At 64.1% G+C, this 24,913-nt stretch carries 27 protein-coding genes; 11 read left to right on the top strand and 16 right to left on the bottom strand.

Annotated elements, in window-relative coordinates:
- Window positions 1-76: 76 nt before the first annotated feature.
- Window positions 77-556: an arsenate reductase ArsC gene (locus ACE3QM_RS15005; protein WP_374422977.1), complete on the bottom strand. Its 480-nt coding sequence runs from the start codon at window positions 554-556 to the stop codon at window positions 77-79.
- Window positions 557-560: 4 nt separating this feature from the next.
- On the bottom strand, window positions 561-932 hold the full coding sequence (locus ACE3QM_RS15000; protein ID WP_048411552.1) for a helix-turn-helix transcriptional regulator: 372 nt from the start codon (window positions 930-932) through the stop codon (window positions 561-563).
- Window positions 933-1,063: 131 nt separating this feature from the next.
- Between ACE3QM_RS15000 and arsH the strand changes: the two genes are divergently transcribed.
- Window positions 1,064-1,786: an arsenical resistance protein ArsH gene (arsH, locus tag ACE3QM_RS14995; RefSeq protein WP_374422975.1), complete on the top strand. Its 723-nt coding sequence runs from the start codon at window positions 1,064-1,066 to the stop codon at window positions 1,784-1,786.
- A 42-nt stretch (window positions 1,787-1,828) separates the two neighbouring features.
- Here the strand turns inward: arsH and ACE3QM_RS14990 are convergent, their stop codons facing one another.
- The 3 genes from ACE3QM_RS14990 to ACE3QM_RS14980 form a co-directional block, all read right to left on the bottom strand.
- A complete protein-coding gene (locus ACE3QM_RS14990; protein WP_374422973.1) occupies window positions 1,829-3,421 on the bottom strand; it encodes an ABC transporter substrate-binding protein in 1,593 nt (530 codons plus the stop codon).
- A 288-nt stretch (window positions 3,422-3,709) separates the two neighbouring features.
- Window positions 3,710-4,483 carry a 3-oxoacyl-ACP reductase FabG gene (fabG, locus tag ACE3QM_RS14985; RefSeq protein WP_374422971.1) on the bottom strand — a complete coding sequence of 258 codons (774 nt, stop codon included), beginning with the start codon at window positions 4,481-4,483 and terminating at the stop codon, window positions 3,710-3,712.
- 41 nt (window positions 4,484-4,524) lie between these two features.
- Complete coding sequence (locus ACE3QM_RS14980; protein ID WP_048411556.1) at window positions 4,525-5,424, bottom strand: LysR family transcriptional regulator; 900 nt, start codon at window positions 5,422-5,424, stop codon at window positions 4,525-4,527.
- A gap of 469 nt (window positions 5,425-5,893) precedes the next feature.
- On the opposite strand from ACE3QM_RS14980, the gene ACE3QM_RS14975 reads away from it, so the two are divergent.
- From ACE3QM_RS14975 to ACE3QM_RS14960, 4 genes are read left to right on the top strand one after another with little or no spacing between them, the layout of a single operon-like run.
- Entirely contained in the window at window positions 5,894-6,607 is a 714-nt protein-coding gene (locus ACE3QM_RS14975) for an ABC transporter permease (protein WP_269326031.1), read from the top strand.
- Window positions 6,608-6,660: 53 nt separating this feature from the next.
- Window positions 6,661-7,581 carry a glycine betaine ABC transporter substrate-binding protein gene (locus tag ACE3QM_RS14970; protein ID WP_374422967.1) on the top strand — a complete coding sequence of 307 codons (921 nt, stop codon included), beginning with the start codon at window positions 6,661-6,663 and terminating at the stop codon, window positions 7,579-7,581.
- Window positions 7,582-7,590: 9 nt separating this feature from the next.
- The gene (locus tag ACE3QM_RS14965) at window positions 7,591-8,250 is read left to right on the top strand and encodes an ABC transporter permease (protein WP_231462777.1); all 660 of its coding nucleotides are present in this window, start codon (window positions 7,591-7,593) and stop codon (window positions 8,248-8,250) included.
- Window positions 8,250-9,398 (top strand): betaine/proline/choline family ABC transporter ATP-binding protein, encoded by a 1,149-nt coding sequence (locus ACE3QM_RS14960; RefSeq protein ID WP_048411560.1) that lies wholly within the window; start codon window positions 8,250-8,252, stop codon window positions 9,396-9,398. Before ACE3QM_RS14965 ends, ACE3QM_RS14960 begins: the two co-directional genes overlap by 1 nt.
- Window positions 9,399-9,401: 3 nt before the next feature.
- Here the strand turns inward: ACE3QM_RS14960 and ACE3QM_RS14955 are convergent, their stop codons facing one another.
- Window positions 9,402-9,629 carry a helix-turn-helix transcriptional regulator gene (locus ACE3QM_RS14955; RefSeq protein ID WP_231462778.1) on the bottom strand — a complete coding sequence of 76 codons (228 nt, stop codon included), beginning with the start codon at window positions 9,627-9,629 and terminating at the stop codon, window positions 9,402-9,404.
- Window positions 9,630-10,044: 415 nt separating this feature from the next.
- Here ACE3QM_RS14955 and ACE3QM_RS14950 point away from each other — a divergent pair, with 415 nt between their 5' ends.
- Window positions 10,045-10,593 carry an NADAR family protein gene (locus ACE3QM_RS14950; RefSeq protein WP_048411562.1) on the top strand — a complete coding sequence of 183 codons (549 nt, stop codon included), beginning with the start codon at window positions 10,045-10,047 and terminating at the stop codon, window positions 10,591-10,593.
- A 67-nt stretch (window positions 10,594-10,660) separates the two neighbouring features.
- Here ACE3QM_RS14950 and ACE3QM_RS14945 read toward each other — a convergent pair whose 3' ends face one another.
- Window positions 10,661-11,668 carry a class 1 fructose-bisphosphatase gene (locus tag ACE3QM_RS14945; protein ID WP_048411563.1) on the bottom strand — a complete coding sequence of 336 codons (1,008 nt, stop codon included), beginning with the start codon at window positions 11,666-11,668 and terminating at the stop codon, window positions 10,661-10,663.
- A 319-nt stretch (window positions 11,669-11,987) separates the two neighbouring features.
- Here ACE3QM_RS14945 and ACE3QM_RS14940 point away from each other — a divergent pair, with 319 nt between their 5' ends.
- On the top strand, window positions 11,988-12,749 hold the full coding sequence (locus tag ACE3QM_RS14940) for a substrate-binding periplasmic protein (protein WP_374422963.1): 762 nt from the start codon (window positions 11,988-11,990) through the stop codon (window positions 12,747-12,749).
- A 7-nt stretch (window positions 12,750-12,756) separates the two neighbouring features.
- Here ACE3QM_RS14940 and gcvA read toward each other — a convergent pair whose 3' ends face one another.
- Complete coding sequence (gene gcvA / locus ACE3QM_RS14935) at window positions 12,757-13,650, bottom strand: transcriptional regulator GcvA (RefSeq protein ID WP_048411564.1); 894 nt, start codon at window positions 13,648-13,650, stop codon at window positions 12,757-12,759.
- A 202-nt stretch (window positions 13,651-13,852) separates the two neighbouring features.
- On the opposite strand from gcvA, the gene acnB reads away from it, so the two are divergent.
- Window positions 13,853-16,438 carry a bifunctional aconitate hydratase 2/2-methylisocitrate dehydratase gene (gene acnB, locus ACE3QM_RS14930; RefSeq protein ID WP_048411565.1) on the top strand — a complete coding sequence of 862 codons (2,586 nt, stop codon included), beginning with the start codon at window positions 13,853-13,855 and terminating at the stop codon, window positions 16,436-16,438.
- A 190-nt stretch (window positions 16,439-16,628) separates the two neighbouring features.
- On the opposite strand, the gene ACE3QM_RS14925 is transcribed toward acnB, so the two are convergent.
- The gene (locus tag ACE3QM_RS14925) at window positions 16,629-17,414 is read right to left on the bottom strand and encodes a helix-turn-helix domain-containing protein (RefSeq protein ID WP_374422960.1); all 786 of its coding nucleotides are present in this window, start codon (window positions 17,412-17,414) and stop codon (window positions 16,629-16,631) included.
- A gap of 26 nt (window positions 17,415-17,440) precedes the next feature.
- On the opposite strand from ACE3QM_RS14925, the gene ACE3QM_RS14920 reads away from it, so the two are divergent.
- The 3 genes from ACE3QM_RS14920 to ACE3QM_RS14910 all read left to right on the top strand — a co-directional run bounded on the left by ACE3QM_RS14920 (window position 17,441) and on the right by ACE3QM_RS14910 (window position 18,881).
- Entirely contained in the window at window positions 17,441-18,373 is a 933-nt protein-coding gene (locus ACE3QM_RS14920; protein WP_374422958.1) for an alpha/beta fold hydrolase, read from the top strand.
- Between the two features lie 116 nt (window positions 18,374-18,489).
- A complete protein-coding gene (locus ACE3QM_RS14915) occupies window positions 18,490-18,675 on the top strand; it encodes a hypothetical protein (RefSeq protein ID WP_374422956.1) in 186 nt (61 codons plus the stop codon).
- The gene (locus tag ACE3QM_RS14910) at window positions 18,675-18,881 is read left to right on the top strand and encodes a hypothetical protein (protein ID WP_374422954.1); all 207 of its coding nucleotides are present in this window, start codon (window positions 18,675-18,677) and stop codon (window positions 18,879-18,881) included. Before ACE3QM_RS14915 ends, ACE3QM_RS14910 begins: the two co-directional genes overlap by 1 nt.
- A gap of 23 nt (window positions 18,882-18,904) precedes the next feature.
- Here the strand turns inward: ACE3QM_RS14910 and ACE3QM_RS14905 are convergent, their stop codons facing one another.
- The 7 genes from ACE3QM_RS14905 to ggt all read right to left on the bottom strand — a co-directional run bounded on the left by ACE3QM_RS14905 (window position 18,905) and on the right by ggt (window position 24,821).
- Window positions 18,905-20,293 carry an MATE family efflux transporter gene (locus ACE3QM_RS14905; RefSeq protein WP_374422952.1) on the bottom strand — a complete coding sequence of 463 codons (1,389 nt, stop codon included), beginning with the start codon at window positions 20,291-20,293 and terminating at the stop codon, window positions 18,905-18,907.
- Window positions 20,294-20,413: 120 nt separating this feature from the next.
- Entirely contained in the window at window positions 20,414-20,857 is a 444-nt protein-coding gene (aac(6'), locus tag ACE3QM_RS14900; RefSeq protein ID WP_374422950.1) for an aminoglycoside 6'-N-acetyltransferase, read from the bottom strand.
- A gap of 83 nt (window positions 20,858-20,940) precedes the next feature.
- On the bottom strand, window positions 20,941-21,099 hold the full coding sequence (locus tag ACE3QM_RS14895) for a hypothetical protein (RefSeq protein WP_156183980.1): 159 nt from the start codon (window positions 21,097-21,099) through the stop codon (window positions 20,941-20,943).
- A 107-nt stretch (window positions 21,100-21,206) separates the two neighbouring features.
- Complete coding sequence (locus ACE3QM_RS14890) at window positions 21,207-21,527, bottom strand: SMR family transporter (RefSeq protein ID WP_374422948.1); 321 nt, start codon at window positions 21,525-21,527, stop codon at window positions 21,207-21,209.
- Window positions 21,524-21,898, bottom strand: a complete 375-nt coding sequence (locus ACE3QM_RS14885) for a multidrug efflux SMR transporter (RefSeq protein ID WP_048411570.1) — start codon at window positions 21,896-21,898, stop codon at window positions 21,524-21,526. The genes ACE3QM_RS14890 and ACE3QM_RS14885 overlap by 4 nt, the downstream gene beginning before the upstream one ends.
- A gap of 280 nt (window positions 21,899-22,178) precedes the next feature.
- A complete protein-coding gene (locus ACE3QM_RS14880; protein ID WP_197081546.1) occupies window positions 22,179-22,940 on the bottom strand; it encodes an ABC transporter substrate-binding protein in 762 nt (253 codons plus the stop codon).
- 123 nt (window positions 22,941-23,063) lie between these two features.
- The gene (gene ggt, locus ACE3QM_RS14875; RefSeq protein ID WP_374422944.1) at window positions 23,064-24,821 is read right to left on the bottom strand and encodes a gamma-glutamyltransferase; all 1,758 of its coding nucleotides are present in this window, start codon (window positions 24,819-24,821) and stop codon (window positions 23,064-23,066) included.
- Between the last annotated feature and the right edge of the window lie 92 nt (window positions 24,822-24,913).

The raw sequence follows: 24,913 nt of genomic DNA, 5'->3' as shown, positions 1-24,913 counted from the left end.
CCAGCCGGCTGGCTACGTCCCGATGGCTTGCATGGGCTGCAGCCAGCATGGTCATGGCCGTCATGCTGCTTTGCCTTCAGGGCAGCAAGCCGCCGATACGATCCAGTTCCGCTTTCAGGCGCGTGGGGTCTTGTCGCAGCTCGGCCAGCGGCAAGGCCAGGAAGGTTTCAATCCGGGTGCGCAGAATGCGGTAGGCCGCCATGAAGGCCGCGTCGATTTCCGCGTCTGAGCCGGTGGCGTGGGTGGGGTCTTCCACTCCCCAGTGGCTGCGCAGCGCCTGCCCCAGGTAGGCGGGGCAGGTTTCGCCGGCGGCGCTAGCGCAGACGGTGATGACGATGTCGGGCGTGGCCGGCAGATTGTCCCAGGATTTGCTGCGGCAGCCCTCGGCAGCAATTCCTTCGCGCTTCAAGAGCGCCAGCGAGCGCGGATGCACTTGTCCGGCAGGTTGGCTGCCCGCGCTCATGGCCTTCCAGCCGGCCGGCGCCAGGTGCTTGAAAACGGCTTCGCCCAGGATGGAGCGGCAGGCGTTTCCGGTGCACAGGAAAAGCACGTTCATGGCATCAGTTTTCCGTGTCAGTTTTGGATGATGGGGGCAGGGCGGCTTCTGGGCAGCATGAGTCCGCACGCATGTCGACGCATTGCTCCGGATGGCCGGCGCAGCACTCTTCGGTCAAATAGGCGATCAATTCCAGCATCAAGGTCAAATTGGCGCGATAGCGCTGGTAGCGTCCTTCCTGCTCCACCGAAACCAAGCCTGCATGGCTCATGCCCTTGAGGTGAAAGGACACGTTGTTGGGAGGAAGGTTGAGCGTGCCGGCGATTTGGCCAGCCACCATGCCTTCCAGTCCTTGCCTGACCAGCAAGCGGTAAATGTCGAGCCGGATGCTGGAAGACAGGGATTCGAAGATTTGGGTCGCGGTTTTGTTTTCCATGGTTCAACTATACAAGAACTATTGAAATAATGTCTAGATCCATTATCATGGCCTGCGTTCCGCTCACCCTTGTGAGGCCGCAACGCGGGGTTCGCACAGGGGGATTGACTCGTTACCTGCAGGAGGCCGCTATGCTCATCCATTCCCCCGATTTGCCCAATGTCCGGGCTGATCTATTTGAAAGCCCGTCGTCTTCGCAGTTGTCTGCGGTGCCCGCATCCAAGCATGCGCCCCGCTTTTTACTGCTGTACGGCTCGTTGCGCGAGCGCTCATACAGCCGTTTCTTGGCTGAGGAGGCGGGCCGTTTGTTGCTTGCGATGGGGGCGGAGGTCAGGATGTTCGATCCCAAGGGCCTGCCATTGCCGGATGATGCTCCGGATAGCCACCCCAAGGTGCAGGAGCTGCGCGAACTTGTTTTGTGGGCCGAGGGCATGGTGTGGTGTACCCCGGAACGGCATGGGGCAATGACCGGCGTCATGAAGACGCAAATTGACTGGATTCCGCTGTCCGCTGGGGCCGTTCGTCCCACTCAGGGCAAGACCTTGGCGGTGCTGGAGGTGTCCGGCGGTTCTCAGTCGTTCAATGCGGTCAACCAACTGCGCATCTTGGGGCGCTGGATGAGGATGCTGACCATTCCAAATCAGTCCTCGGTGCCCAAGGCTTTCCTCGAGTTCGACGAGGGCGGCAGGATGAAGCCATCCGCCTACTATGACCGGGTAGTGGATGTGATGGAGGAGTTGATGAAGTTCACGCTGCTTACCCGCGATGTGTCCCCCTATCTGACGGACCGTTACAGCCAGCGCAAGGAAAGCGCGGAAGCCTTATCTTTGCGGGTGAGTCAGCACAGTATTTAGCCGTCGGACAGGGCGCCGCAAGGGCGGCGCCCTGAAGCGGCCTTACTTCACACTGACGCCGCTGAACTGGTAATCACCGAAGGGGCTGATCTTGAAGCCGTTCACTTCCTTGCGCATCGGCTGATTGATGATGGAGTGGGCGATGGTGGTCCACGGCAGGTCGCGCTTGAACAGGGTTTGCGCCTGGGAGTACAGCTTGGCGCGCTCGGCCTGATCGTTCAGGGTGCGGGCCTTGATGATCAGCGCGTCGAACTCCTTATTGCAGTAGCGCGAGTAGTTGGAGCCGTTCACCGCCTCGCAGCTGAGCAGCACGCCCAGGAAGTTGTCCGGGCTGGCGTAGTCGCCGGTCCAGCCCATCAGGCCGGCGTCGTGTTCGCCGCGCTTCATCCGCTTCAGGTATTCGCCCCATTCATAGGTCACGATCTTGGCCTTGACGCCTATCTTGGCCCAGTCGGACTGTATCATCTCCGCCATCAGCTTGGCGTTGGGGTTGTACGGCCGCTGCACCGGCATCGCCCACAAGCTCAGCTCGAAGCCGTTGGGGTAGCCGGCCTTGGCCAGCAGCGCCTTGGCGGCGGCCACATTGTAGGGCGCGTTCTTCAGGCTCTTGTTGTAGGACCACAGCGAGGATGGGAAGGGGTTGCTGGCGGCTTGGCCCTGGCCCTGGTAGACCGCGTCTATGATGGCCTGGCGGTTGATCGCCATGTCCAGCGCCTGGCGCACCTCGCGCTTCTGGAACTGCGGCTTGTCCAGGTTGTAGCTGAGGTAGCCGATATTGAAGCCGGGCGCGGTCAGCATTTTCAGCTTGGGATCGGTCTTCATCACCGCCAGATCGCTGGGGCGCGGATAGGACATGATCTGGCACTCGCCGGCCTTCATTTTCTGATAGCGCACCGAGGGGTCGGTGGCGATGGCGAACACCAGATTGTCCACCTTCACCGCGCTCTTGTCCCAATACGCCTTATTGCCGGCGTAGCGGATCTGGGCGTCCTTCTGGTAGCGCTTGAAGATGAAGGGGCCGGTGCCCACCGGTTTCTGGTTGATGTCGGCGGCGCGGCCGGCCTTGAGCAGCTGCTCGGCGTATTCGGCGGACAGGATGGAGGCGAAGGGCATGGCGATCTTGATCGCCAGGTCGGCGTCCGGCGCTTTCAGCACGAAGCGCACCGTCTGCGCGTCCACTTTTTCCACGGCGCTGACGTTGCTGGCCAGGCCGGTGTCCACCGCGTAGGGGAATTCCGTGTTGTAGGCTTTGCGGAAGGGGTGGTTCTTGTCGAACATGCGCATGAAGGTGAACACCACGTCGTCGGCGTTGAAATCACGCGTCGGCTTGAAGTAATCGGTGGTGTGGAACTTCACGCCCTGGCGCAGCTTGAAGGTGTAGACCTTGCCGTCCGGCGAGGCGCTCCAGGTGGTGGCCAGGCCAGGAATGGCCTTGGTCGAGCCTTTCTCGAAACCCACCAGGCGGTCGAACAGCGCGTGGCCGGCCGCGTCGAAGGTGGTGCCCGAGGTGAACTGGGCGGAGTCGAAGCCGTCCGGGCTGGCTTCGGAGCAGTAGACCAGGGTGCCGGCAGCCTGGATGGAGACGGCGAAAGCGGCGCAGCAGGCCGCGGCCAGCAGAGTGGCGGAGGTTCTCATCTATTTCCCTTTCTGAGCGATTCAGCGTGGCGGGGCGCGGCTGGCGCCGCTATCCGCCCGCCAATTGGCGCTTTGGCGCGCCTGTGTTGTTGTCGGGTTTAGCCGCGGTCCTTTGCATCCGCGGTGCCAACAGCATAACGATTGTTCGCGCACAGTCAATCGCCATCGCGGCGCATGCTGTTATGTCTTTATTGTTTTTTTGAAATGAAATCTATTGAAAAGCCCCATGTGAGCGCTGGAACATCGCTGGCGCCGAGGCCAGCGATGCCGGCCGGAGGTTTGTCGCGCTCAGCCGGCCATGGCGTCCAGCGACTCCGGCAACACCTGACCGCCGTCGACGATCAGGGTCTGGCCGGTGATGAAGCCGGCCTCCTTGCTGGCGAAGAACAGCGCGGCGTTCGCGATGTCGTCGACGCTGCCCAGCCGCCGCAGCGGCACCGCCGCCGCCATTTTGTTCAGATAGTCCTCGCCCAGCTCGCGCAGCCCCTCGGTCAGCACATTGCCCGGCATCACCGCGTTGATGGTGATATCGTCGCGCGCCAGCTCCAGCGCCGCGCTGCGCATGAAGCCCAGCTGCGCCGCCTTGCTGGCGCCGTAATGGCTCCAGCCGGCATAGCCGGTGACCGGACCGGTGATGGAGGAGGTGAGGATGACGCGGCCGTATTCGGCCTGGCGCAGAAAGGGCAGCGCCGCCTGCACGCACAGGAAGTTGCCGCGTACATTGGTGTGCTGCACCTGGTCCCACTCCTCGGCGCTCATGCTTGCCAGCGGGGCGGACGGGAAGATGCCGGCATTGCAGCACAGCACGTCCAGGCCGGCCTGCGCCGCGGTGGCGGACAGCAGGCGGGCAACATCCTCCGGCCGGGCCACATCGGCGATGTGACCGGCCGCGTTCAGCCCTTCGGCGCGCAGCCGGGCCAGCGCGGCATCCAGTTTGTCCTGGCTGCGGCCACTGATCGCCACGCGCGCGCCGGCGCCGGCGAAGGCACGGGCCAGGCCCAGGCCGATGCCGGCGGTGCCGCCGGTGATGAGTACGCTCTTGTCCTTAAGCGGGGTCAACATGGATAGGTCTCCTTGAACGAGGGTGAAAGGGGATGGCGGCGCTAGCGCAGCGCCGGATCGGCGCGCAGCCGTTGCGCCATCAGTTCGATGAAGGCGCGGGTCTTGGCCGAAGCCAGCCGGCCTTGCTGATGGACGATGTGAATGGCCTGGACCGCATCATCGCTGTCGCTCAGCACCGTGCGCAACTGGCCGGAAGCCAGCAGCGGCGCGGCCTGATAGGACAACAGACGGGTAATGCCGACGCCGGCCGCCGCGGCGGCGATCGCCGCCTCATTGTCGCTGACGGTGAGTCGGGGCGTCAGCCGCGCGCTCAGTATCTTGCCGCCGCGCTGGAAGCGCCATTCAGCGACGGAACCGACGCCGCGCGACGCGATGATGGCGTGGCGGCGCAAATCCTCCAGCGAGGCCGGCGCACCGTGTTCCGCCAGATAGTCCGGCGACGCGCACAGCAGCAGCCGCACTTGGCCCACGCGTTGCGCGCGCAGGCTGGAATCCGGCAGTTCGCCGATGCGTATCGCCACGTCCACGCCTTCTTCCAGCAGATTGACCACTCGGTCCAGCAATAGCGCGTCCACGGTCACTCCGGGGTGGCGGCGCAGGAAGTCGCTGATGCCCGGCATCACGTAACGGCGGCCGAACAGCACCGGAGCGGTCACGGTCAGCAAACCGCGCGGCGGCGCGTCTATGCCGGCGGCGGCTTCGTCCGCCTCGTCGGCCGCGGCGATGACGCGGCGCGCGTCCTCCAGATAGCGCTGGCCGGCCTCGGTCACACGCACATGACGGGTGCTGCGGTTCAGCAGCCGCACTTGCAGCCGAGTTTCCAGCGCGGCCACCGCGCGGGTCACCGCTGGCGGCGACAAGCCCAGTTTGCGCGCCGCGCCGGCAAAGCTTTCCGCCTCCGCCGTGGCGATGAATACAGTCATCAGATGGAATCTGTCCATATTTTTTGCCGCCATTATTCCGGCATCCGGAATAGCGCATTCTGCGGCCGAGTCATGCCGATGGCAAGCGCTGGCCAGCTGCGCTCACGGCCGTTCTCGCGCGCGTACCTTATAGGGGATGCCCGCGGCGGTGGCGGGGATGCGTCGTCGGCTTATCCATTTGGCTTTATTTGCAGGTAAAGAAATATCGGCTTTTCAAGGCCTTGCATCGGCCATAAACGGCTGTTAACGTAAATTAGAAAATTTGCATGTTCGATACAAACAGTGTTATAACTTATTAGGTTTTTCATCAGGCGCACACCGCGCCACTCAAAATCGGCAGCTTTGCCGCTGTCGAACTCCGCGTTTTACGCACCTCATGTCCGGTGAACACCGGATGTCTATCTACTGGCAGCTCTCTAGTTGTCGCGATCATTACAGCGGATCGTCGTGGCCCTGGCCGCCATCGTTTCCGCCTAGGAGGACGCAGATGCACAAAAGAGCGTTTAGCAAGCGCAGCATGATCGGGCTGATCCTGGCCGCAGTGGCGGCGGGATTGATTTACGGCGTCAGCCCCGCCGTATGGAGCGAGTACCGCGAAGACCTGCTGTACCTGGGGCGTCAGCATCTCTACCTGGTGGGCGCGTCCATGGCGTTGGCCCTGGCGGTGGGCTTGCCCAGCGGCGTGCTGCTCAGCCGTCAGCGGCTGCGGCACAGCGCTGAACACTGGATGCAGATTTTCAATATCGGCAACACCCTGCCGCCGATGGCGGTGCTGGCGCTGGCCATGGCCCTGATCGGCATCGGCGACGCGCCGGCCATCGTCGCGCTATTCCTGGCGTCCTTGCTGCCCATCGTGCGCAATACCTATGCCGGCCTGGCCGGTTTGTCCCCGGCGCTGCTGGAAGCGGCGGACGCGCTGGGCATGACCCCGCGTCAGCGGTTGTGGCGGGTGGAATTGCCGAATGCCTTCCCGGTGATGCTGTCCGGCGTGCGGGTGGCCCTGGCGCTGAATGTGGGCACCGCGCCGCTGGCTTTCTTGATCGGCGCCAGCAGCTACGGCGAGCTGATCTTCCCCGGCATCTACCTGAACAATCACACCGCCTTGCTGCTGGGCGCAGGCGCCACCGCGCTGATCGCGCTGGCCTTGGACCTGGCGCTGGCCGGCGTGGGCCGCCTGGCGGCCGCTCGCGGCCTGGCCTGATTCGAACACCCCGCTGTCGCCCGTCCCGACGGGCGTCCACACGGAGGATTTCCATGACACAAGCACTTCTTTTTCCGCGCTGGCGCAAGCTGGCGCGCCGCGCGCTGGCGTTGGCGGCCTTGCTGACCGCCGTGCCGGCGTTTGCCGCCGGCCTGGTGCTGGGCAGCAAGAACTTCACCGAGCAACACCTGCTGTCCGAGATCACCTCGCAATATTTGAACAGCAAAGGCTACCAAGTGACGCGCAAGCCGGATCTGGCGACGGTGATCCTGCGCAATGCGCTGGTGAACCGCCAATTGGACCTGGCTTGGGATTACACCGGCACCGGCCTGATCATCCACCACGGCATTCAGAAGAAAATGAGCAGCGAGGAGGCTTACGCCACGGTGAAGAAGCTGGACGAGCCGCTGGGCCTGATCTGGTTGAACCCGGCGCCGCTCAACAATACCTACGCGCTGGCGATGCGGCGCGTGCGCGCCGAGGCCGAGGGCGTGCGCACCTTGTCAGACCTGGCGCGGCGGGTGAATGAGAGCAATGAGAGCGCCAAGCGCTGGCAGTTGGGCTTCGACATGGAGTTCGCCGGCCGGCCGGATGGACTGAAGCCGATGCAGCAGTTGTACGGCATGGAGCTGAGCCGGCCGCAGATCCGCCAGATGGACCCGGGCCTGGTTTATAACGCCATCCGCGACGGCTTCGTCGACGCCGGACTGGTTTACACCACCGACGGCCGCGTCAAGGGTTTCGACCTGGTGGTGCTGCAGGACGACCTGGGCTATTTCCCCGCCTATGCCGCCACCCCGGTGGTGCGCCGCGAGGCGCTGGAGGCCAACCCCGGCCTCGCCGACGAGTTGAACAAGCTGGCGGCGCTGATGGACAACGACACCATGGCGGCGCTCAACGCCAAGGTGGATATCGAGCACCGTCCGGTGAAGGAAGTCGCCAGCGAATTCCTGCGCCAGCGCGGCCTGATCTGAGGAGGGCGCATGGACACCTTATTGCAAACCTGCTTGTACATCTGGCAAAACCTGCCGCAAATCGCCGGCCTGGCCGAACAACACCTGTACCTGGTCGGCATCGCCGTCGGCCTGGCGGTGCTGCTGGGCGTGCCGCTGGGGGTGCTGATCGTGCGCTTCCAGGCGCTGGCCGGCCTGGTGCTGGGCCTGGCCACCATTGTGCTGACCATACCCGCCATCGCGTTGTTCGGCCTGATGATTCCGCTGTTTTCCCTGATCGGACAGGGCATAGGCGCGGTGCCGGCGATTACCGCCGCCTTCCTCTATTCCCTGCTGCCCATCGTGCGCAACACCCACACCGCGCTGACTCACCTGGACCCTGGCGTGCGTGAAGCCGGCCGCGGCCTGGGCCTGACCTTCTGGCAGCGGCTGCGCTGGGTGGAACTGCCGCTGGCCACGCCGCTGATCTTCGGCGGCATCCGCACCGCGGTGGTGCTGAACATCGGCGTGATGGCGATTGCCGCCATCGTCGGCGCCGGCGGCTTGGGCACCTTGATCTTGCACGGCATCAGTCAGAGCGACATCCGCAAACTGATTGCCGGCGCACTGGCGGTGAGCGTGCTCGCCGTCGCCATGGATTGGTTGTTGCTGCGCGCTCAGCGCGCGCTGACCCCGAAAGGAATTCGTTGATGATTGAACTGCAAAACCTCTGCAAGCAATTTACCCAGAAAAACGGCCAAGTCTTCCAGGCGGTGGACAATGTCAATCTGCACGTGCCGGAAGGCGAAATCTGCGTGCTGCTGGGGCCGTCCGGCTGCGGCAAGACCACCACCATGAAGATGATCAACCGGCTGATCGAGCCGACATCGGGCAAGGTGCTGATCAATGGCGAGGACACCGCCGGCATCGACTCGGTGACATTGCGCCGCCAGATCGGCTACGTGATCCAGCAGATCGGCCTGTTTCCCAATATGACCATCGAGGACAACATCACCGTGGTGCCGCGCATGCTGGGCTGGGACAAGAAGCGTTGCCGCGAGCGCGCGCGCGAACTGATGAGCATGGTGGCGCTGGATCCCAACCGCTTCCTGCAACGCTATCCGCGTGAAATGTCCGGCGGTCAGCAGCAGCGCATCGGCGTGATCCGCGCGCTGGCGGCCGACGCTCCGGTCTTGCTGATGGACGAGCCCTTCGGCGCGGTGGACCCGATCAACCGCGAGCAGATCCAGAACGAATTCCTGCAAATGCAGCGCCAGCTGGGCAAGACCGTGATGCTGGTCAGTCACGATATCGACGAGGCGATCAAGCTGGGCGACCGCATCGCGGTATTCCGCCAGGGTCGCATGGTGCAATGCGCCGGCTCCGACGAAATCCTGGCGCGGCCGGCCGACGACTTCGTCGCCAGCTTCGTCGGCCAGGACCGCACGCTCAAGCGCCTGCTGCTGGTGCAGGCCGGCGAAGTGGCCGATCAGCAGGAAACGCTGACCGCGCGGCTGGACACGCCGCTGGCGGCCGCTTACAGCCTGATGGACGACAACGACCTGATGCACCTGACCGTGGTGGACGCGGACGGCTTGCCGCTGGGCTTCGTGCGCCGGCGCGACGCGCGCGGCGCGGATGGCGTGTGCGCGGACAAGATCAAGCCGGTGAGCGTGACCGCGGCGGCGGGCGAGAACCTGCGCGTGGTGCTGTCCCGGCTGTACGAGCACAATCTGACCTGGATGCCGGTGCTGGACGACGACGGCCGTTACAATGGCGAAGTGTCGCAGGACTACATCGCGGACTATCTGCATTCCGGCCGCACTGCGGCGCGCGGCGCGCGCCAGGCCGCCGGCTGAGCGTCACAGGGTGGGGTCTTCGTCGGCTTCCCGGCGATAGGCCAGCAAATCGCCTGGCTGGCAGCTTAGCTGCCGGCACAGCGCGTCCAGCGTATCCAGCCGCAGGCTCTTGACCTTGCCGCGTTTCAGCAGCGACAGGTTCTGCGGCGTGATGCCTATGGCCAGCGCAAGCGCTTTGGAACTGAGCTTGCGCTGCGCCAATACCATGTCCAGCGTGATCACCACGGTCATGCCGGTCTCCCCAGTGTTTGTCGTTTCGGTTCTCGCCGCGGCGTGGCGGCGTGGAATCAACATACTCCTGTCTGGCTCGGCGCCGCAATGCGGCCATCAGTAGTTTTACCTATGGGCAAGCGGGTGGGGCGCACCTATGTTGGTAAGGCAGTGTTGCATATCCACTGCGCGCCGCCGCCGCGTTAACGGGCAAAATCATCGCGGCGCGGTAATTAATCATTGTTTTTGTCGGTTTGCGCGGAAGCTGGCGGATGCGCGCGCGGTTTGGGTTCGCGCCGCGCTTGTCTAAGCCGGTTCCGGCTCCTTATAGTGATGGCCATGAAGATGTTCAGCGCCGCGGCGACAGCGGACACGAAGATGGGGCTCTTGGCTTTTTTTGCGGCGGATGCCGCGCTGGAAGTGGAGGACGCGGACCATGGCGATCCGAACGGTAAGTGAGTTGCGCAAGCGGGCTGCGGCCGGCGAAACCCTGGATTTCCTGTTTTTTTGGGGGCACCGGCCCAAGCACGACGGCGGCGTCTGCAAGAGCTGCCTGAGTCAATGGTACATGGCGGGCTTTGAACTTGGTGGCACGCATTACGCCAGCGCCGAGCATTATATGATGGCGGAAAAAGCGCGCCTGTTCGAGGATGCCGAAACCCGTGGCCGCATACTGGCGGCGGCCAGCCCGGCCGAGGCCAAGGCGCTGGGGCGCCAGGTGCGTGGCTTTGATTCCGCCTTGTGGCAGCAGCGTTGTTGCGAAGTGGTGATGCAAGGCAATCTGGCCAAGTTCCGGCAAAATCCGTTATTGGGCGATTTTCTGCGCGGCACCGGCGACGCGGTATTGGTGGAAGCCAGCCCGGTGGATTGCATCTGGGGCATAGGCTGGGCCGAGGACGATCCGCAGGCACGGCTGCCTGAGATGTGGGACGGCAGCAATCTGCTGGGTTTCGCGCTGATGGAAGTGCGCGAGCAATTGCGCTAGCGCCGGCGGCGAACAAAAAACAAGCCCTGTCGAATCCGGCAGGGCTTGTTTTGTTTGGCGTGGCCGCTTACTGCTGTTCGGCGTGGTAGCCAGTAACGCGCTCGACTTCTTCCTTGGAGCCGAGGAAGACCGCCACGCGCTCATGCAGCTTTTGCGGCTGGATTTCCATGATGCGCTGATGGCCGTTGGTGGCCGCGCCGCCGGCCTGTTCCACGACAAAGGCCATCGGATTGCCTTCATACATCAGCCGCAGCTTGCCGGCCTGATCCGGCGTGCGCGCGTCGCGCGGGTACATGAAGATACCGCCGCGGGTGAGGATGCGGTGCACTTCCGCCACCATGGACGCCACCCAGCGCATATTGAAATCGCGGCCGCGCGGGCCGGTGCTGCCGGCCAGCAATTCGTCGACATAGCGCTTCACCGGCGCATCCCAGTGGCGCATATTGGACATATTGATGGCGAACTCGCCGGTGCTTTCCGGCACCTTCATGTCCGGGTGGGTCAACACGAAAGAGCCTTGCTCGCGGTCCAGCGTGAAGCCGTTGACGCCGCTGCCAAAGGTTAGCACCAGCAAGGTTTGCGGGCCGTACACGGTGTAGCCGGCGGCCACTTGCTCGGTGCCTGGCTGCAGGAAGGCGCCCTCGGTGGCGTGATCTATGCCATGCGGACAGCGCAGGATGGAGAAAATGGTGCCCACCGAGATATTGACGTCGATATTGGACGAGCCGTCCAGCGGATCGAACATCAGCAGGTATTCGCCCTTGGGGTATTCGCCGGGAATGTGATAGGGCAGCTCCATTTCCTCGGAGGCCATCGCCGCCAGGCTGCCGCCCCATTCATTGGCGTCCAGCAGGTAATCGTTGGCGATCACGTCCAGCTTCTTCTGCGCCTCGCCCTGGATATTGCCGGTGCCGGCCTCGCCCAGCACGCCGGCCAGCGCGCCCTTGTTCACCGAGTAGCTGATGGCCTTGCAGGCACGGCCAACGGTTTCGATCAGCAGGCGCAGCTCGGGCGGCAGCGAGCCGGCCTTGCGTTGCTGTTCGATCAAAAAGCGGGAGAGGGTGATGCGGCTCATGACTATCCTTAGCTTTGGGTGGTGCGCGAATGATAAGGCCGGCGCTACGCCGGCACAACGCGCCATTATAGCGGATAAGCCGTTTGCCGTCGTCATGGACGCCCCGCGCTGGCGGCCGGGCCACGCCAGCCACGGGCCAGCGACGCTTTGCGGACCATGAGTCCGTGGCATGGCCGGCTTGTTTGCTGCTTAATGCTTGAATGCCAAATCGCATGCATTTGGTATCGTTTCCGTCAGGCTGGCGCGCCGGCGATTCCTCTGCAGCCGCGGTCAAGCGCGGCTATGAATAAAGACAGGATCAAGCCGGCGGAGAATCATCATGAAAGCGATATTGGCGCTGCTATTGCTGCTGGCGGCTTGGCCAGCGCGGGCCATCACGATCTACACCGAGGACTGGCCGCCCATCACCTATCTGCATAACGGTGTGCCGGACGGCATGGCGGTGGAGGTGGTGCGCGAGATCCAGTCGCGCATGCATGACAATAGCGCGATTGAAGTGGTGCCCTGGGCGCGTGGCTACAAGGAGGTGACCACCGCGCCCAATGTGATGCTGTTCACCGTGGGGCGCAATGACGCGCGTGAGAAGCAGATGACGCTGCTGGGACCCATCGCCATTTCCCAGACCGTGCTGCTGGCGCGCAAGGGCGAGGCCGCCGCTCTGCTGGCCTTGGGCTCCGGCATATATCAGCGTCCGGTGGGCGCTTACCGTGGCAGCATCTTCGCCGACGCGGCCTCCGCCGCCGGCTTCGTCGAGGTGGATCTGGCGCCGACGCCGCAAGTGACCGCGCAAAAGCTGCTGGTGGGCCGCTACGATATGTGGTCGGAAGGCGGTTTCGTGGTCGCCTCGGTGCTGAAAGACATCCATCAGCCGCCGGACTCTGTGGAAGTGGTCAAGGTGCTGGAGTCGCTGGAACTCTACCTGGCGTTCTCGCGCGGCACTTCGGCGGCCGAAATCCGGCGCTGGCACGACGCCTTCGCCGCGGTCAAGAAAGACGGCGCCTTCAAGCGCATCTACAATAAATGGCTGCCGCGCGACACCGCGCCGCCGGAGCTGAGGCAGATCGGCGTGACCCCGCGCTGAAGCCGGCTCAGGCGGTTTCCGGGCGCGCGGCCTCGCTTTCCAGCCAGCGGCAGAACGCCGCCACCGTCGCGTCTTCCGCCGCCATGCGCGGCGCCACCCAGCAATAGTCGCGCACCGTCGCCACCGGCGCCGGCAACGGCGACAGCAATGCGCCGGCATCGATCTGCGCCTGCGCCATCGGCATCGGCCCCAGCACCACGCCCAGGCCGTCCATCGCCGCCTGTAGCGCCAGGGAGAAGCGATCGAAATGCATGGCGCTGGCCGGTTTCAGCTCCGGCACCCCGGCCAGGGTCAGCCAGCGCTGCCAGGCGGTTGGGCGGGTATCGGCGTACAGCAGCGTGTGCCGGGCCAGGTCCGCCGGACTGGCGATGGGCGCCGCCGCCAGCAGCGCCGGGCTGCACAGCGGCAGCTCCCACTCCTTCAGAAACGGCTTGGCGATATGGCCGGGCCAATCGCCGGGACCACGGCGGATGGCGATGTCGAACGGGCTGTCCAGCCGGCTGATGTCGCGGTCCGAGGTGGCCAGGTGCAGCTCCAGCTCCGGAAACTGCTCGCGAAAGCGGCTCAGCCGCGGCAGCAGCCAGTGCATGGCGAAAGTGGGCGTGGAATTGATACTGAGCCGGCGCTGGCGGTCCGGCTGCAGCAGCTGGGAGGTGGCGTTGGCGATCAAATCCAGGCCGTCCTGCACCTGCACCAGATAGCGCCAGCCAGGGTCGGTCAGCTTGACTCGGCCGCCGCTGCGCTCGAACAGCGGCACGCCCAGCCAATCTTCCAACTGCTTGATCTGCTTGCTCACAGCCCCGTGGGTGACGAAGAGTTCGCCCGCGGCGGCGGAAAAGCTTTCCAGACGAGCCGCTGCCTCAAAAATACGCAGGGTGTTGAGTGGGGGATAAGTGCTCATGCTGTGATTTTATCTCACAATCTATGTTGCGATAACTCGTTTGAAAGCGGACCGCTAACAGCGTAATCTTCAGGCATGAAATCTGGGCCGCGGCCATCGGCATCCCACCGCGCGGTCCATAGCCTTGCCGGCATCGCCGCGCGCAGCAGCGCGGGCCATGCCGGGGACGCTGCCGACAACCCAAGCTATAAAGGTCAAAGTCATGCTGGAAGCTTATCGTCAACACGTGGCCGAGCGCGCCGCGCTGGGTATCCCGCCGCTGCCGCTGTCCGCCAAACAAGTGGAAGCGCTGGTCGAACTGCTGAAAAACCCGCCCAAGGGCGAGGAAAGCACCCTGGTCGATCTGATCACCCATCGCGTGCCGCCGGGCGTTGACGATGCCGCCAAGGTCAAGGCTTCCTTCCTGGCCGCCGTGGCCGAGGGCGACGTCAAATCCCCGCTGATCTCCCGCGAACTGGCCACCCAACTGCTGGGCACCATGCTGGGCGGCTACAATATCAAGCCGCTGATCGACCTGCTGGACGACGCCGCGGTCGCGCAGATCGCCGCCGACGGCCTGAAGAAAACCCTGCTGATGTTCGACGCCTTCCACGATGTGAAGGAAAAGATGGACAAGGGCAACGCCCACGCCAAGCAAGTGGTGGAATCCTGGGCCAATGCCGAATGGTTCACCAGCCGCCCGGCCGTGGCCGAGAAAATCACCGTCACCGTGTTCAAGGTGACCGGCGAGACCAATACCGACGACCTGTCCCCGGCGCCGGACGCCTGGAGCCGTCCGGACATCCCGCTGCACTACCTGGCCATGCTGAAAAACGCCCGTCCCGGCATCACCCCGGAAGAAGACGGCAAGCGCGGCCCGATGCAGTTCATCGAAGACCTGAAGCAAAAAGGCCATCTGGTCGCTTATGTCGGCGACGTGGTCGGCACCGGCTCCAGCCGCAAATCCGCCACCAATAGCGTGATCTGGGGCACCGGCGAAGACATCCCTTACGTGCCGAACAAGCGTTTCGGCGGCGTCTGTCTGGGCGGCAAGATCGCTCCCATCTTCTTCAACACCCAGGAAGACTCCGGCGCGCTGCCCATCGAAGTGGACGTGTCCAAGATGGAAATGGGCGATGTGATCGACATCTACCCGTATGCAGGCAAGATCGAGAAGGCCGGCCAGAAGATCGCCGACTTCGCGCTCAAGTCCGAAGTGATCCTGGACGAAGTGCGCGCCGGCGGCCGCATCAACCTGATCATCGGCCGCGGCCTGACCGGCAAGGCGCGTGAAGCGCTGGGCCTGCCGGCATCCACCGAATTCCGCCTGCCCAAGGCCCCGGTCGATTCCGGCAAGGGCTTCAGCCTGGCGCAGAAAATGGTCGGCCGCGCCTGTGGCCTGCCGGAAGGCCAGGGCGTGCGCCCGGGCACCTACTGCGAACCGAAGATGACCACCGTCGGCTCCCAGGACACCACCGGCCCGATGACCCGCGACGAACTGAAAGACCTGGCTTGCCTGGGCTTCTCCGCCGATCTGGTGATGCAGTCCTTCTGCCACACCGCCGCCTATCCCAAGCCGGTGGACGTGAAGATGCACAAGGAACTGCCGGCCTTCATCTCCACCCGCGGCGGCGTGTCGCTGCGCCCGGGCGACGGCGTGATCCACAGCTGGTTGAACCGCCTGCTGCTGCCGGATACCGTGGGCACCGGCGGCGACAGCCACACCCGCTTCCCGATCGGCATCTCCTTCCCGGCCGGCTCCGGCCTGGTGGCCTTCGCCGCCGCCACCGGCGTGATGCCGCTGGACATGCCTGAATCGGTGCTGGTGCGCTTCAAGGGCAAGATGCAGCCGGGCGTGACCCTGCGCGATCTGGTCAACGCCATTCCGCTGTACGCGATCAAGCAGGGCCTGCTCACCGTGGCCAAGGCCGGCAAGAAAAATGCCTTCTCCGGCCGCATCCTGGAAATCGAAGGCTTGCCGGATCTGAAGGTGGAGCAAGCATTCGAGCTGTCCGACGCCTCCGCCGAGCGCTCCGCCGCCGGCTGCACCGTGCACCTGGACAAAGCGCCTATCATCGAATACATGACCTCCAACATCACCCTGATGAAGACCATGATCGCCAACGGCTATCAGGACGCGCGCACGCTGGAGCGCCGCATCAAGGCGATGGAGGCCTGGATCGCCAATCCGCAGCTGCTGAAGGGCGACGCCGACGCGGAATACGCGGCGGTGATCGAGATCGATCTGGCCGACATCCACGAACCCATCGTGGCCTGCCCGAACGACCCGGACGACGTGAAAACCCTGTCCGACGTGGCCGGCGCCAAGATCGACGAAGTGTTCATCGGCTCTTGCATGACCAATATCGGCCACTTCCGCGCCGCCTCCAAGCTGCTGGAAGGCAAGCGCGACATCCCGGTGAAACTGTGGGTGGCGCCGCCGACCAAGATGGACGCCGAACAACTGACCGCGGAAGGCCATTACGGTACCTTCGGCACCGCCGGCGCGCGCATGGAAATGCCGGGCTGCTCGCTGTGCATGGGCAACCAGGCGCAGGTGAAGGAGGGCGCCACCGTGATGTCCACCTCCACCCGCAACTTCCCCAACCGTCTGGGCAAGAACTCCAACGTCTACCTGGGTTCCGCCGAACTGGCCGCGATCTGCTCCCGTCTGGGCCGCATTCCGACCAAGGAGGAATACATGGCCGACATCGGCGTGCTCAATCAGAAGGCCGGCGAAGTGTACCGTTACATGAACTTCAACGAGATCGCCGACTACCAGGAACTGGCCGATACCGTGAAGGTGTAAGCCAAGCGATGGTTTGATGCCGGAGCCTTGGGAAGAGGCCCGGGGAATACCCCCAGGCCTAGCCCAAGCCAATACCCCGCGCCAGCGGGGTATTTTTTTGGCGGCAGCCATTCAAGAAAGCGTCTCAGAGCCTGTTCAAAGTCTCGCGAGCAAGAGCGAGACAAGGCGAAAACCGCTGAGAAAGCGGCTCTCAGACCGGCCGGCGCGTCTCCAAATACTGAGTAGGCGTTTCGCCGAGCACACGGCGGAAGGCTGAGGAAAAGGCGCTGGGGCTGGCATAGCCCAGGTCCAGCGCAACCCGCGTCACCGCTTGACCGGCGCTCAAGCGCTCGATGGCGGCGAGCAGGCAAACCTGCTGGCGCCACTCGGCGAAACTCACCCCGGTCTGGGCGCGGAACTGCCGGGTGAAGGTGCGCCGGCTCATTCCCGCGTCCATGGCAACCGCATCCAGATCGACGCCTATCGAGGGCGCATCAAACAGCCGCTGGCAGGCCCGAGCGAGTCGAGGGTCCGCGGGCAAAGGCGCATGCAGCGACAGACGCGGCATCGATGCGATTTCCGCCACCAGCAGGCTCATCAGCTTGCCGTCACGGCCATCCCGGTCATACAGGGCGGGCAGATCGACAGCCTCTTCCAGCAATTGCCGCAACAGGGTGGAGACGCCATAGACGCCGCACCGCGGTGGCATGCGCGCAATTGCGGGCTCTTCGCGCGACACAAAAGCATTGAGCATGGTCACTGGCCCGCTCATCGTCATGGCGTGGCTCATGTCGGCGGGCAGCCAGCAAGCGCGCCGCGGCGGCACGAGCCAGCGGCCTTCGGGTGTGGCCACGCTGATGGTGCCGCTAGAGGCGAAGGCAAACTGCCCGCGGCGATGCGCATGCGTTGGAAACAGGGTGCCGGCCGCGTAATCGTTGGCGGTCACCACCACGCCGCGCGGGATGTTCTCGTAAGGATCAAGCAAGGTGTTTCTCATGGCCCAAACCCTACAGTAAATGGCCTTTGATAGAAAGCGGGCCGATTCCAGCTGGTTTAGGATGCGTTATCGCCGTGCCAGCACGGCGCAATGGCGCCAGCGGCGGCACCCGTCGCGGCGAATATGCACATACCGGAGGCGATATGCCCAATACCTTTCACCGCGTGGGGAATGGCCCTCACCCTGTCATCGTGCTGCATGGCTGGTTCGGCGATGCGCGCTCGTTCAAGCCGATAGAGCCATGGCTATCCGGCCAGCGTTTCAGCTACATCTTCATGGATTGCCGCGGCTATGGCGGCATGCGGGAAGCGCAGGGCGCCTACACCATGGACGAGATCGCCGCCGACGCGCTGGCGCTGGCGGATGCGCTTGGCTATCCGGCTTTTAGCCTGATCGGCCATTCGATGGGAGGCATGGCGAGCGAAAGGATCGCGACGCTGGCCCCGGAACGCGTGCTGTCCATGCTTGCCGTGGCGCCGGTGCCTTGCGGCGGCATGGCTTACGATGCCGCGACGCGGCGTTTGCTCGAAGACGCCGCGGAACATGTGGACAGCCGCAAAACCATCATCAATCGCAGCACCGGCGGCCGGCTGCCGTCGTCCTGGGTCGAATGGAAGGCGGCCTATTCGGCGTCGCGCTCCTCTCGGCAAGCATTCGCCGCCTATCTGCGCGCGTGGGCCGACACCGATTTCAGCGAGCGGATCAGCGGCCGGCATCCGGTGAAGGTCTTGGTGGGGGAGCATGATCCCACGTTCAATGCCCGGCTGATGGCGGACACCTATCTGCGCCGCTACCCGCTGGCCACGGTTGAGGAGTTGCCAAACGCCGGCCATTACCCGATGAACGAGACGCCGCTCGCGCTGGCGGCGGCGATCGAGTCTTTCCTTGAACCCATCCATGTGAGCAGCAAGCCGGAGCGGGCGGCGCCCTCGTGCCAGCAGGCGGCCGCCAGCCGCTGAGATTGCTTCGAGGCGGCTGTTTTGGCGCGGCATGGCCTGAAATGCCTGCCGGCCGAGCATGCTAAAATGCCGCCCTTTATCCGATGGCGGCATGGTTTTGAGCGAGGAGGCGTTTGGTGGAGTTTCTGGTGAACCTGGTCATGGCCGTTGTGGTGACGGCTTATCCCTTGTGGCGCATCTTCAAGCGGGTAGGCTTGCCGCCTTATTATGCGCTGCTGGTGCTCGTGCCGGTGCTTGGCATGCTGGCGGCGCTGTGGATTCTGGCGAGGTCGAAATGGCCGGCGTTTGAAGGAGCCAAGTGATGGCGATAATGGGGATCATTCTACTATTGATAGCGGTAGTCACGATTTTGTCGGTGGTGCTGTCCGGAATCGTGCTGTCGAGGATGGGATATTCGAGATGGGTCGGCCTGCTTTTCGCGTTTCCCTTTTTCGGCATCGTCGCGCTTTGGTTCATGGCCTTTTCCCAATGGCCGCGGGAAATGAATACACCGAAGAAAGATCAATAAGCGCGGATGTTTGCGCGCCGTCTTTATCTACGCGCGGATAAGGCCTGGGGCGGAGTCCATGCGCCTAGCCGGCACGCCAGCGCAAGCGCCGCCAAGCTGAGCCCCGCGGCCAGCCCATACCAGAGGCCGACGCCGCCCAGCCCTCCCTGGGTGGCCAGCATCCAGCCGCCGCCTATGCCTATCAGCCAATAGCCGATGCTGGCGATCCACATTGGCGCCAGCGTGTCGCGCAAGCCTTTCAGACTGCGCGACAAGATGATTTGAGCGGCATCCGCCAGCAAGAACCAGGCAAGAATGCCCAGCAGGATTTGGGCGTATCGCAACACCTCGGCCGCCTCGGCCTTGGCGGTATCGATGAAGATGCCGGCAATCCAGTCCGGCCCCCACCAGCAAAGCGCGGCCAGGGGAGCGGTCAGCACGGTGATCAGCAGCAGGGCGCTCCAGGCCAGCCGGCGGCCGCCGCGCACATCGCCCCGCGCCGCCTTGGCGGCCAGTTGCACGGTTAGTAAATCGCCAATTCCCAGCGCCAGGATGATGAAAAGATCGCCAACGTAGATGGCTATGGTGGTGGCGGCCATGAAGGCCACGCCGAAGTAGCCCGCCAGCAGCGTCACCACGCCGAACAAGCTGCTTTCGAACAAGCCAATAGCGAAGGAGGGCAGGCCGATGCGGAGCAGGTCGCGGCAGGTTTGTCTGTCCAGCCCAGACCGCGAGCGCCAGCGAAAGCGGTAGCCGAGTCGATGCCGGCAGTGGCGAGCGATGGCGAACAACATCGCCCAACTGGCCAAGGCGGTTCCTATCGCCGCGCCGGGCAAACCAAGAGCGGGCAGGCCGAGCGCTCCGAAAACCAGTACATAATTGAGCGCGGCATTCAGCAGCACACCGCCCAGGCTGACGACGAAGATCACCCGGTTCGCGCCCAGCGCCGAAACATAGGCGCGGTAGACGCTGAAACCCAGCATTGCGGGAATGCTCCCGCCGACGACGGCAAGGTATTGCCCGCACAAGGCGACCACGGCCGGGTCCTGGCCGGCAAGACGGAACGCCGCCGGCAGCAGCAAGGCGACGGCAATCAGCGCCGGGGACAGGGCGAGGCAGGCCCATAGACTGAGATCGAGCGCCGCCTGGGTACCGGCGTGATCACCGCGCGCATGGGCCTCGGAAACGAAGATGCACCCGGTCGAGACCAAGGCCATGCCGCCAAATATCAATGGAAACAGCGCTCCGATGGAAAGACCTATCGCCGCCAGCTCCGTGTTGCCGAGATGGCCGACGAAGGCCGCATCGGTAAGCGTCATCGCCACTTCGGCCAGATAGAAGCTGATCACGGGCAGCGAGCCCTTGAGCAAGCGGCGCTGCTGAAGCAGGGATCGCCGCACATGGCGGGCTGGCGGGCGGAAGGGGCCGGGCATTGGCGGTCTCCGCCATGAATCGCTGATGAGCGCCATTGCATCATGGAGATCTTGCCGGCAGCAAATCTACGCGGCCGCGATGGCCGGGAATGGAATGGGTTTTGCGCGCAGCCGCCGCTGCTAGGCCAGCGTTTTCTTGAAAAACACCACTCTTTCAGTTTCCTCGAAACCCAGGCAGGCGTGCATGCGCTGCGAATCGACATTGCTCAGCGGCGCATCCGACGCCAGTTCCATGCAGTCGTGCTCCAGGCCCCAGGCCTGCACCGCCGCAACGAGTTGCCGGGCGATGCCGTGTCGCCGGCAAGCGGGCAACACGAAAATGCCTTCCAGGAAAGCCACCGGGCTGTCGGCGCAACCATTGACATAGTCGTGCCGGATCGCCGCGTCGGCGAAGCCCACCGCCTGGCCGGCGGCGTCCCGCGCCAGGAAGGCGGCAAGGTGGCCCGACGCGAGGATGGCCTCGCCGTCGCGGTGGTGGGCGGCGGACGCATGGCGCGGCCAGAGTTGTTGGCGCAGCGCCACCCAGTCTGGCAGGGCGGCGTGGTCCAGTTTTTGAATCGGCATCGGTATTCCTGTGCCGGCGCGGCGGCGCCGGGAAAAACAAAGGGCCGGCAAGGCCGGCCCGGTGTGGAGACGGAAGGCGCGGCTTAGTCTACCTCGCCGCACAACTCGCAGGGTTGATCCGTTTCACCGTGGATGGCCAGGATGCCGACATCGCTGGCGCAGTGCTCGCAAAGGGTGAGCAAGGCTTGGGGGTTCTCCAAGGGTTCCTGGCTCATGCCGCTCAAAACTTGATACTGTTGCATGTCTCAGCCTTTCATTGCCTGGATGGAGCCCGTACCGTAAACCGATAACGGCCACATCGCCATATTCAGATTGGACAGGTGGCCTGCTGCGACGCGTCATAAAACCGTCACGCCGTGGTCAGCACCACCACCGAAGAAACCACCACCGCCATGCCCAGCCAGCCCAGCGGCTTCAGCTTCTGGCCGAAGAACACCCGTGCGCCGATGGCGGTGCCGATGATGCCCAGCGCGCCCCACAGCGCGTAGGCCACCGCCAGATCGATGCCGCGCACCGCCTGGCCCAACAAGGCGAAAGCCACCCATACCATGGCGATGGCGCCGAAGCCCCAGGCCTTGTGGCGGAAGCCGTTGGACTTTTCCAGCATCAGGTTGGCGGCCACTTCGATCAGCGCCGAAGACACCACGAATAAGTAGAAAACGGTTTTCATGCGGCTTGCTCCTCGGCGTTGCCATGGTCTTCGCCGAACACCACGCAGGCGATGCCGACCACGGACAGCGCCAGACCTATCATTTCCTGAGTCAGCAAGGCTTCGCCGAATACATAGACGCCGATCAGCGCCAGCCCGGCCAGGCCCAGCGCCTCCCAGGCGGCGTAGGCCACGCCCACCGCGATGGTGCGGATGGCCAGCGACAGGAAGTAGTAGGACAGCGCCAGCGCGGCGGCCATCACGCCATAGCCCCAGTAGCTTTCGGTGCGGGCGGCGTAGGCCATGAAGGAGGTGCCGATGATTTCGGTGACGATGGCGGCCAACAGGCACAGCCATCCCAGCATGGGTTGGTCTTGTTGATGAATGGGCATGAAAAGCTCCTGTGATGAAGATCCGGGGCCACATGCGCTAGAGGCGCAACAACGCTCCGCTAAAAGCGCGGATGACGCCGTCAGCAAAGACAGTCGGTCGCTTAGGCTGCCCCGTGAAACCGTTTGGGGCAGAAGGGTTGTTTATCGCATTGAAGCGCAAGATAAGCGCAAAACGGCTACGCGCTTAAGGTGGCTGTTTGATATTTTGAACAATTCTAGCTGATGCGGCTGAAATGTTCAACTTAATTGATAGTAATTTCTATCTAATGAAGAGCGGGTATCACTTGCAGCCAGCCATGCGCACATTGTAGCGACGCGCCAGCCGCGGCAAGGTGCCGTCGCGGCACATGGCGGCAAGCGCCTGATTGAAATCCGCCACGGTATTGGGTTTCACGTTTTTCAGCGGGAAGCCGTACAGATAAGTCAGCGGCTGAATGGTGGCGAGCGGGCGGATGCCGCTCAAGGCCTCGCGGCGGATCAGAAAGCGAGTGACGTCCTCGTTGGCGAACACCACCGCGTCCGCGCCATAGCGCAGGGCGGCCAATTTCTTCAACACCGTTTCCTGATTATTTTCCACGGTGATGTTGATATTGGGCAGGCCGGCGACCAATTTATCCAGCGCGTTCTGGGTGATGGACGGCCCGTATACCGCGATGCGGCGCAGCGCCAGATCCTGCGGTTGCTGGTAGCGGAAGTTGGAACTGGCGGTGGCGAACAGGCCGTAGCTGCTGTTGAACACCGGTGCGCTCAAGGCCAGCGACAGCCGGCGCTCCGGAGTGTCCTGCACCGGGAAGATGCCATCCACCTTGCCCTCCTCGGCCAAGAGCAGCGCGCGGCGCCACACCATGGGCTGGATCTCGCAGCTCCAGCCCAGGCGCTGGCAGGCGGACACCAGCACATCCACCATCAGGCCCTGCGGCTGTGGCTTGTCGCTCACCTCGATGAAGGGCGGGAAGTCCTGGGTGGCGAAGTGCAGGGTGGCCGCGCCGGCGTTGGGCAATAGCGACAAGGCGAGCGCGGCGCGGCTCAGCGATTTCAGCATCGGCGGTTTTTCTCCGTTCAGCATGCTTGCATTATGGCCAATTGCACACCCCTTGCCGTTTTATCGGTGAGCCGGGCCGGGGAGAACGCGCGAGGCGCCCGCCCGGCCCGGTGCCGGACGGGATCAATAGCCCAGGGTCGCGCCGTCGGGGTTGCGCGGATCGGAATAGCCGTACAGGCCGTCGTCACGCAACTGGATGGTCTGGGTTCGGCCCATGCTGGGCTTGACCGCGATCTGGTAGCCCTGTTCGCGCAGCAGGCGCAGCGTGTCCGGGCTCAGGCCCTTTTCCACCCGCAATTCATCCGGCAGCCATTGATGATGCACGCGCGGCGCGGCGGCGGCTTCGGCCGGGTTCATGCCGAAGTCGATGGCGTTGACGATGGTTTGCAAGGTGGTGGTGATGATGCGCGCGCCGCCGGGGCTGCCGGTGACCAGCCACGGCTTGCCGTTTTTCAACACCAGGGTGGGCGACATCGACGACAGCGGCCGCTTGCCGGCCGCCACCGCGTTGGCGTCGCCGCCGATCAGGCCGAAGGCGTTGGGCACGCCGGGCTTGGCGGAGAAGTCGTCCATCTCGTTGTTGAGCAGGATGCCGGTGCCGCCGGCGATGATGCCGCTGCCGAAGTTCAGGTTCAGCGTATAGGTGACAGCCACCGCGTTGCCCTGTTTATCGACGATGGAATAGTGAGTGGTCTGGTCGCTTTCATAGGGCTGCGGCTTGCCCGGCTTGATCTCGGCGGCGGGGCGCGCCTTGACCGGATCGATGGACGCGGCCAACTGATCGGCGTAGCGCTTGGAGGTCAGGCCGGCTTGCGGCACTTTGACGAAGGCCGGGTCGCCCAGGTATTCGGAGCGGTCGGCATAGGCCAGCTTCATCGCCTCGGCCAGGTAGTGGATGGTCTGCGCGCTATTGGAGCCGTAGTCGGCCAACGGGTAGCGTTCCAGCAGGTTCAGGATCTGGATGATGTGAATGCCGCCGGAGCTGGGCGGCGGCATGGACACCACCTGATAGCCGCGGTAGCTGCCGCTGACCGGCGCGCGTTCCTCAACCTTGTAGCCGGCCAGGTCCGCCTTGGAGATCAGGCCGCCGTGGCGCGCCATCTCCGCCACGATCTTGTCGGCGATGCCGCCCTGGTAAAACGCCTTCGGTCCTTGCTGCGCGATCAGGCGCAGCGATTTGCCCAGGTCGCGCTGCACCAGCTTCTCGCCGGCGCGCAAGGGGCGGCCATCGCGGAAAAACACCGCGCGGCTGCTGTCCCAGCGGCCCAGATTGTCCTTTTCCACTTCCAGCATCTCGGCCAGCGTCTGCGACACGGCGAAGCCTTGCTCCGCCAGCCTCACCGCCGGCGCAATCACCTTGGCCAGCGGCAGGCTGCCCCAGCGCTGCTGCGCGTGGGCCAGGCCGGCCACGGTGCCGGGCACGCCCACCGCCAGGTGGGTGTACAGCGAGCGGCCGTCCGCCACCTTGCCTTGCGCATCCAGATACATGTCGCGGCTGGCCTTGGCCGGTGCGATTTCGCGGAAGTCCAGCGCGATATTGCGGCCGCTCTTGGCGTCGTGCAGCACCATGAAGCCGCCGCCGCCCAGGTTGCCGGCATTGGGCAGGGTCACCGCCAGCGCGAAGCCCACCGCCACCGCGGCGTCCACCGCGTTGCCGCCCTGGCGCAGGATGTCCAGCCCCACTTGCGAGGCCAGCCCCTGCTCGGTGGCCACCATGCCGTTGCGCGCATGCACCGGGTGGAAGATGTCGTAGTCGTAATCGTATTTGACCTGCGGCGCGGCCGGCGGACTCAGCGCCAGCGCCGGCGCGTTGAAGCCCAGGCTCAGGCCCAGCGCCAGCGCGCTGAGCAGCAGGCGTTTACGGGTGCGGAATGCCATCATGATCGTTCTCCTTTGTCATTATGGGTTTTTTGTGATTGCGAGGACATTCTACGGTGCGTTTCTTCAGTGCAAAAGCCTGATTTTGCATGCCA

The sequence above is a fragment of the Chromobacterium sp. genome, from assembly GCF_041912965.1.
Lineage (GTDB): Bacteria > Pseudomonadota > Gammaproteobacteria > Burkholderiales > Chromobacteriaceae > Chromobacterium > Chromobacterium aquaticum.
The sequence above is the reverse complement of the archived record's forward strand: the minus strand, read 5'-3'. Positions and strand labels throughout refer to the sequence as shown.

What these genes read in the sequence shown, in the direction of transcription:
- acnB (WP_048411565.1), top strand. Translation starts at nt 13,853, where the DNA reads ATGCTGGAAGCTTATCGTCAACACGTGGCCGAGCGCGCCGCGCTGGGT.
- ACE3QM_RS15005 (WP_374422977.1), bottom strand. Translation starts at nt 556, where the DNA reads ATGAACGTGCTTTTCCTGTGCACCGGAAACGCCTGCCGCTCCATCCTG.
- ACE3QM_RS14945 (WP_048411563.1), bottom strand. Translation starts at nt 11,668, where the DNA reads ATGAGCCGCATCACCCTCTCCCGCTTTTTGATCGAACAGCAACGCAAG.
- fabG (WP_374422971.1), bottom strand. Translation starts at nt 4,483, where the DNA reads ATGTTGACCCCGCTTAAGGACAAGAGCGTACTCATCACCGGCGGCACC.
- ACE3QM_RS14940 (WP_374422963.1), top strand. Translation starts at nt 11,988, where the DNA reads ATGAAAGCGATATTGGCGCTGCTATTGCTGCTGGCGGCTTGGCCAGCG.
- ACE3QM_RS14950 (WP_048411562.1), top strand. Translation starts at nt 10,045, where the DNA reads ATGGCGATCCGAACGGTAAGTGAGTTGCGCAAGCGGGCTGCGGCCGGC.
- ACE3QM_RS14965 (WP_231462777.1), top strand. Translation starts at nt 7,591, where the DNA reads ATGGACACCTTATTGCAAACCTGCTTGTACATCTGGCAAAACCTGCCG.
- ACE3QM_RS14990 (WP_374422973.1), bottom strand. Translation starts at nt 3,421, where the DNA reads ATGAGAACCTCCGCCACTCTGCTGGCCGCGGCCTGCTGCGCCGCTTTC.
- ACE3QM_RS15000 (WP_048411552.1), bottom strand. Translation starts at nt 932, where the DNA reads ATGGAAAACAAAACCGCGACCCAAATCTTCGAATCCCTGTCTTCCAGC.
- ACE3QM_RS14925 (WP_374422960.1), bottom strand. Translation starts at nt 17,414, where the DNA reads ATGAGAAACACCTTGCTTGATCCTTACGAGAACATCCCGCGCGGCGTG.
- ACE3QM_RS14885 (WP_048411570.1), bottom strand. Translation starts at nt 21,898, where the DNA reads ATGCCCATTCATCAACAAGACCAACCCATGCTGGGATGGCTGTGCCTG.
- ACE3QM_RS14905 (WP_374422952.1), bottom strand. Translation starts at nt 20,293, where the DNA reads ATGCCCGGCCCCTTCCGCCCGCCAGCCCGCCATGTGCGGCGATCCCTG.
- ACE3QM_RS14895 (WP_156183980.1), bottom strand. Translation starts at nt 21,099, where the DNA reads ATGCAACAGTATCAAGTTTTGAGCGGCATGAGCCAGGAACCCTTGGAG.
- ACE3QM_RS14975 (WP_269326031.1), top strand. Translation starts at nt 5,894, where the DNA reads ATGCACAAAAGAGCGTTTAGCAAGCGCAGCATGATCGGGCTGATCCTG.
- ACE3QM_RS14980 (WP_048411556.1), bottom strand. Translation starts at nt 5,424, where the DNA reads ATGGACAGATTCCATCTGATGACTGTATTCATCGCCACGGCGGAGGCG.
- gcvA (WP_048411564.1), bottom strand. Translation starts at nt 13,650, where the DNA reads ATGAGCACTTATCCCCCACTCAACACCCTGCGTATTTTTGAGGCAGCG.
- ACE3QM_RS14955 (WP_231462778.1), bottom strand. Translation starts at nt 9,629, where the DNA reads ATGACCGTGGTGATCACGCTGGACATGGTATTGGCGCAGCGCAAGCTC.
- ACE3QM_RS14910 (WP_374422954.1), top strand. Translation starts at nt 18,675, where the DNA reads ATGGCGATAATGGGGATCATTCTACTATTGATAGCGGTAGTCACGATT.
- ACE3QM_RS14970 (WP_374422967.1), top strand. Translation starts at nt 6,661, where the DNA reads ATGACACAAGCACTTCTTTTTCCGCGCTGGCGCAAGCTGGCGCGCCGC.
- ACE3QM_RS14890 (WP_374422948.1), bottom strand. Translation starts at nt 21,527, where the DNA reads ATGAAAACCGTTTTCTACTTATTCGTGGTGTCTTCGGCGCTGATCGAA.
- arsH (WP_374422975.1), top strand. Translation starts at nt 1,064, where the DNA reads ATGCTCATCCATTCCCCCGATTTGCCCAATGTCCGGGCTGATCTATTT.
- ACE3QM_RS14880 (WP_197081546.1), bottom strand. Translation starts at nt 22,940, where the DNA reads ATGCTGAAATCGCTGAGCCGCGCCGCGCTCGCCTTGTCGCTATTGCCC.
- ggt (WP_374422944.1), bottom strand. Translation starts at nt 24,821, where the DNA reads ATGATGGCATTCCGCACCCGTAAACGCCTGCTGCTCAGCGCGCTGGCG.
- ACE3QM_RS14960 (WP_048411560.1), top strand. Translation starts at nt 8,250, where the DNA reads ATGATTGAACTGCAAAACCTCTGCAAGCAATTTACCCAGAAAAACGGC.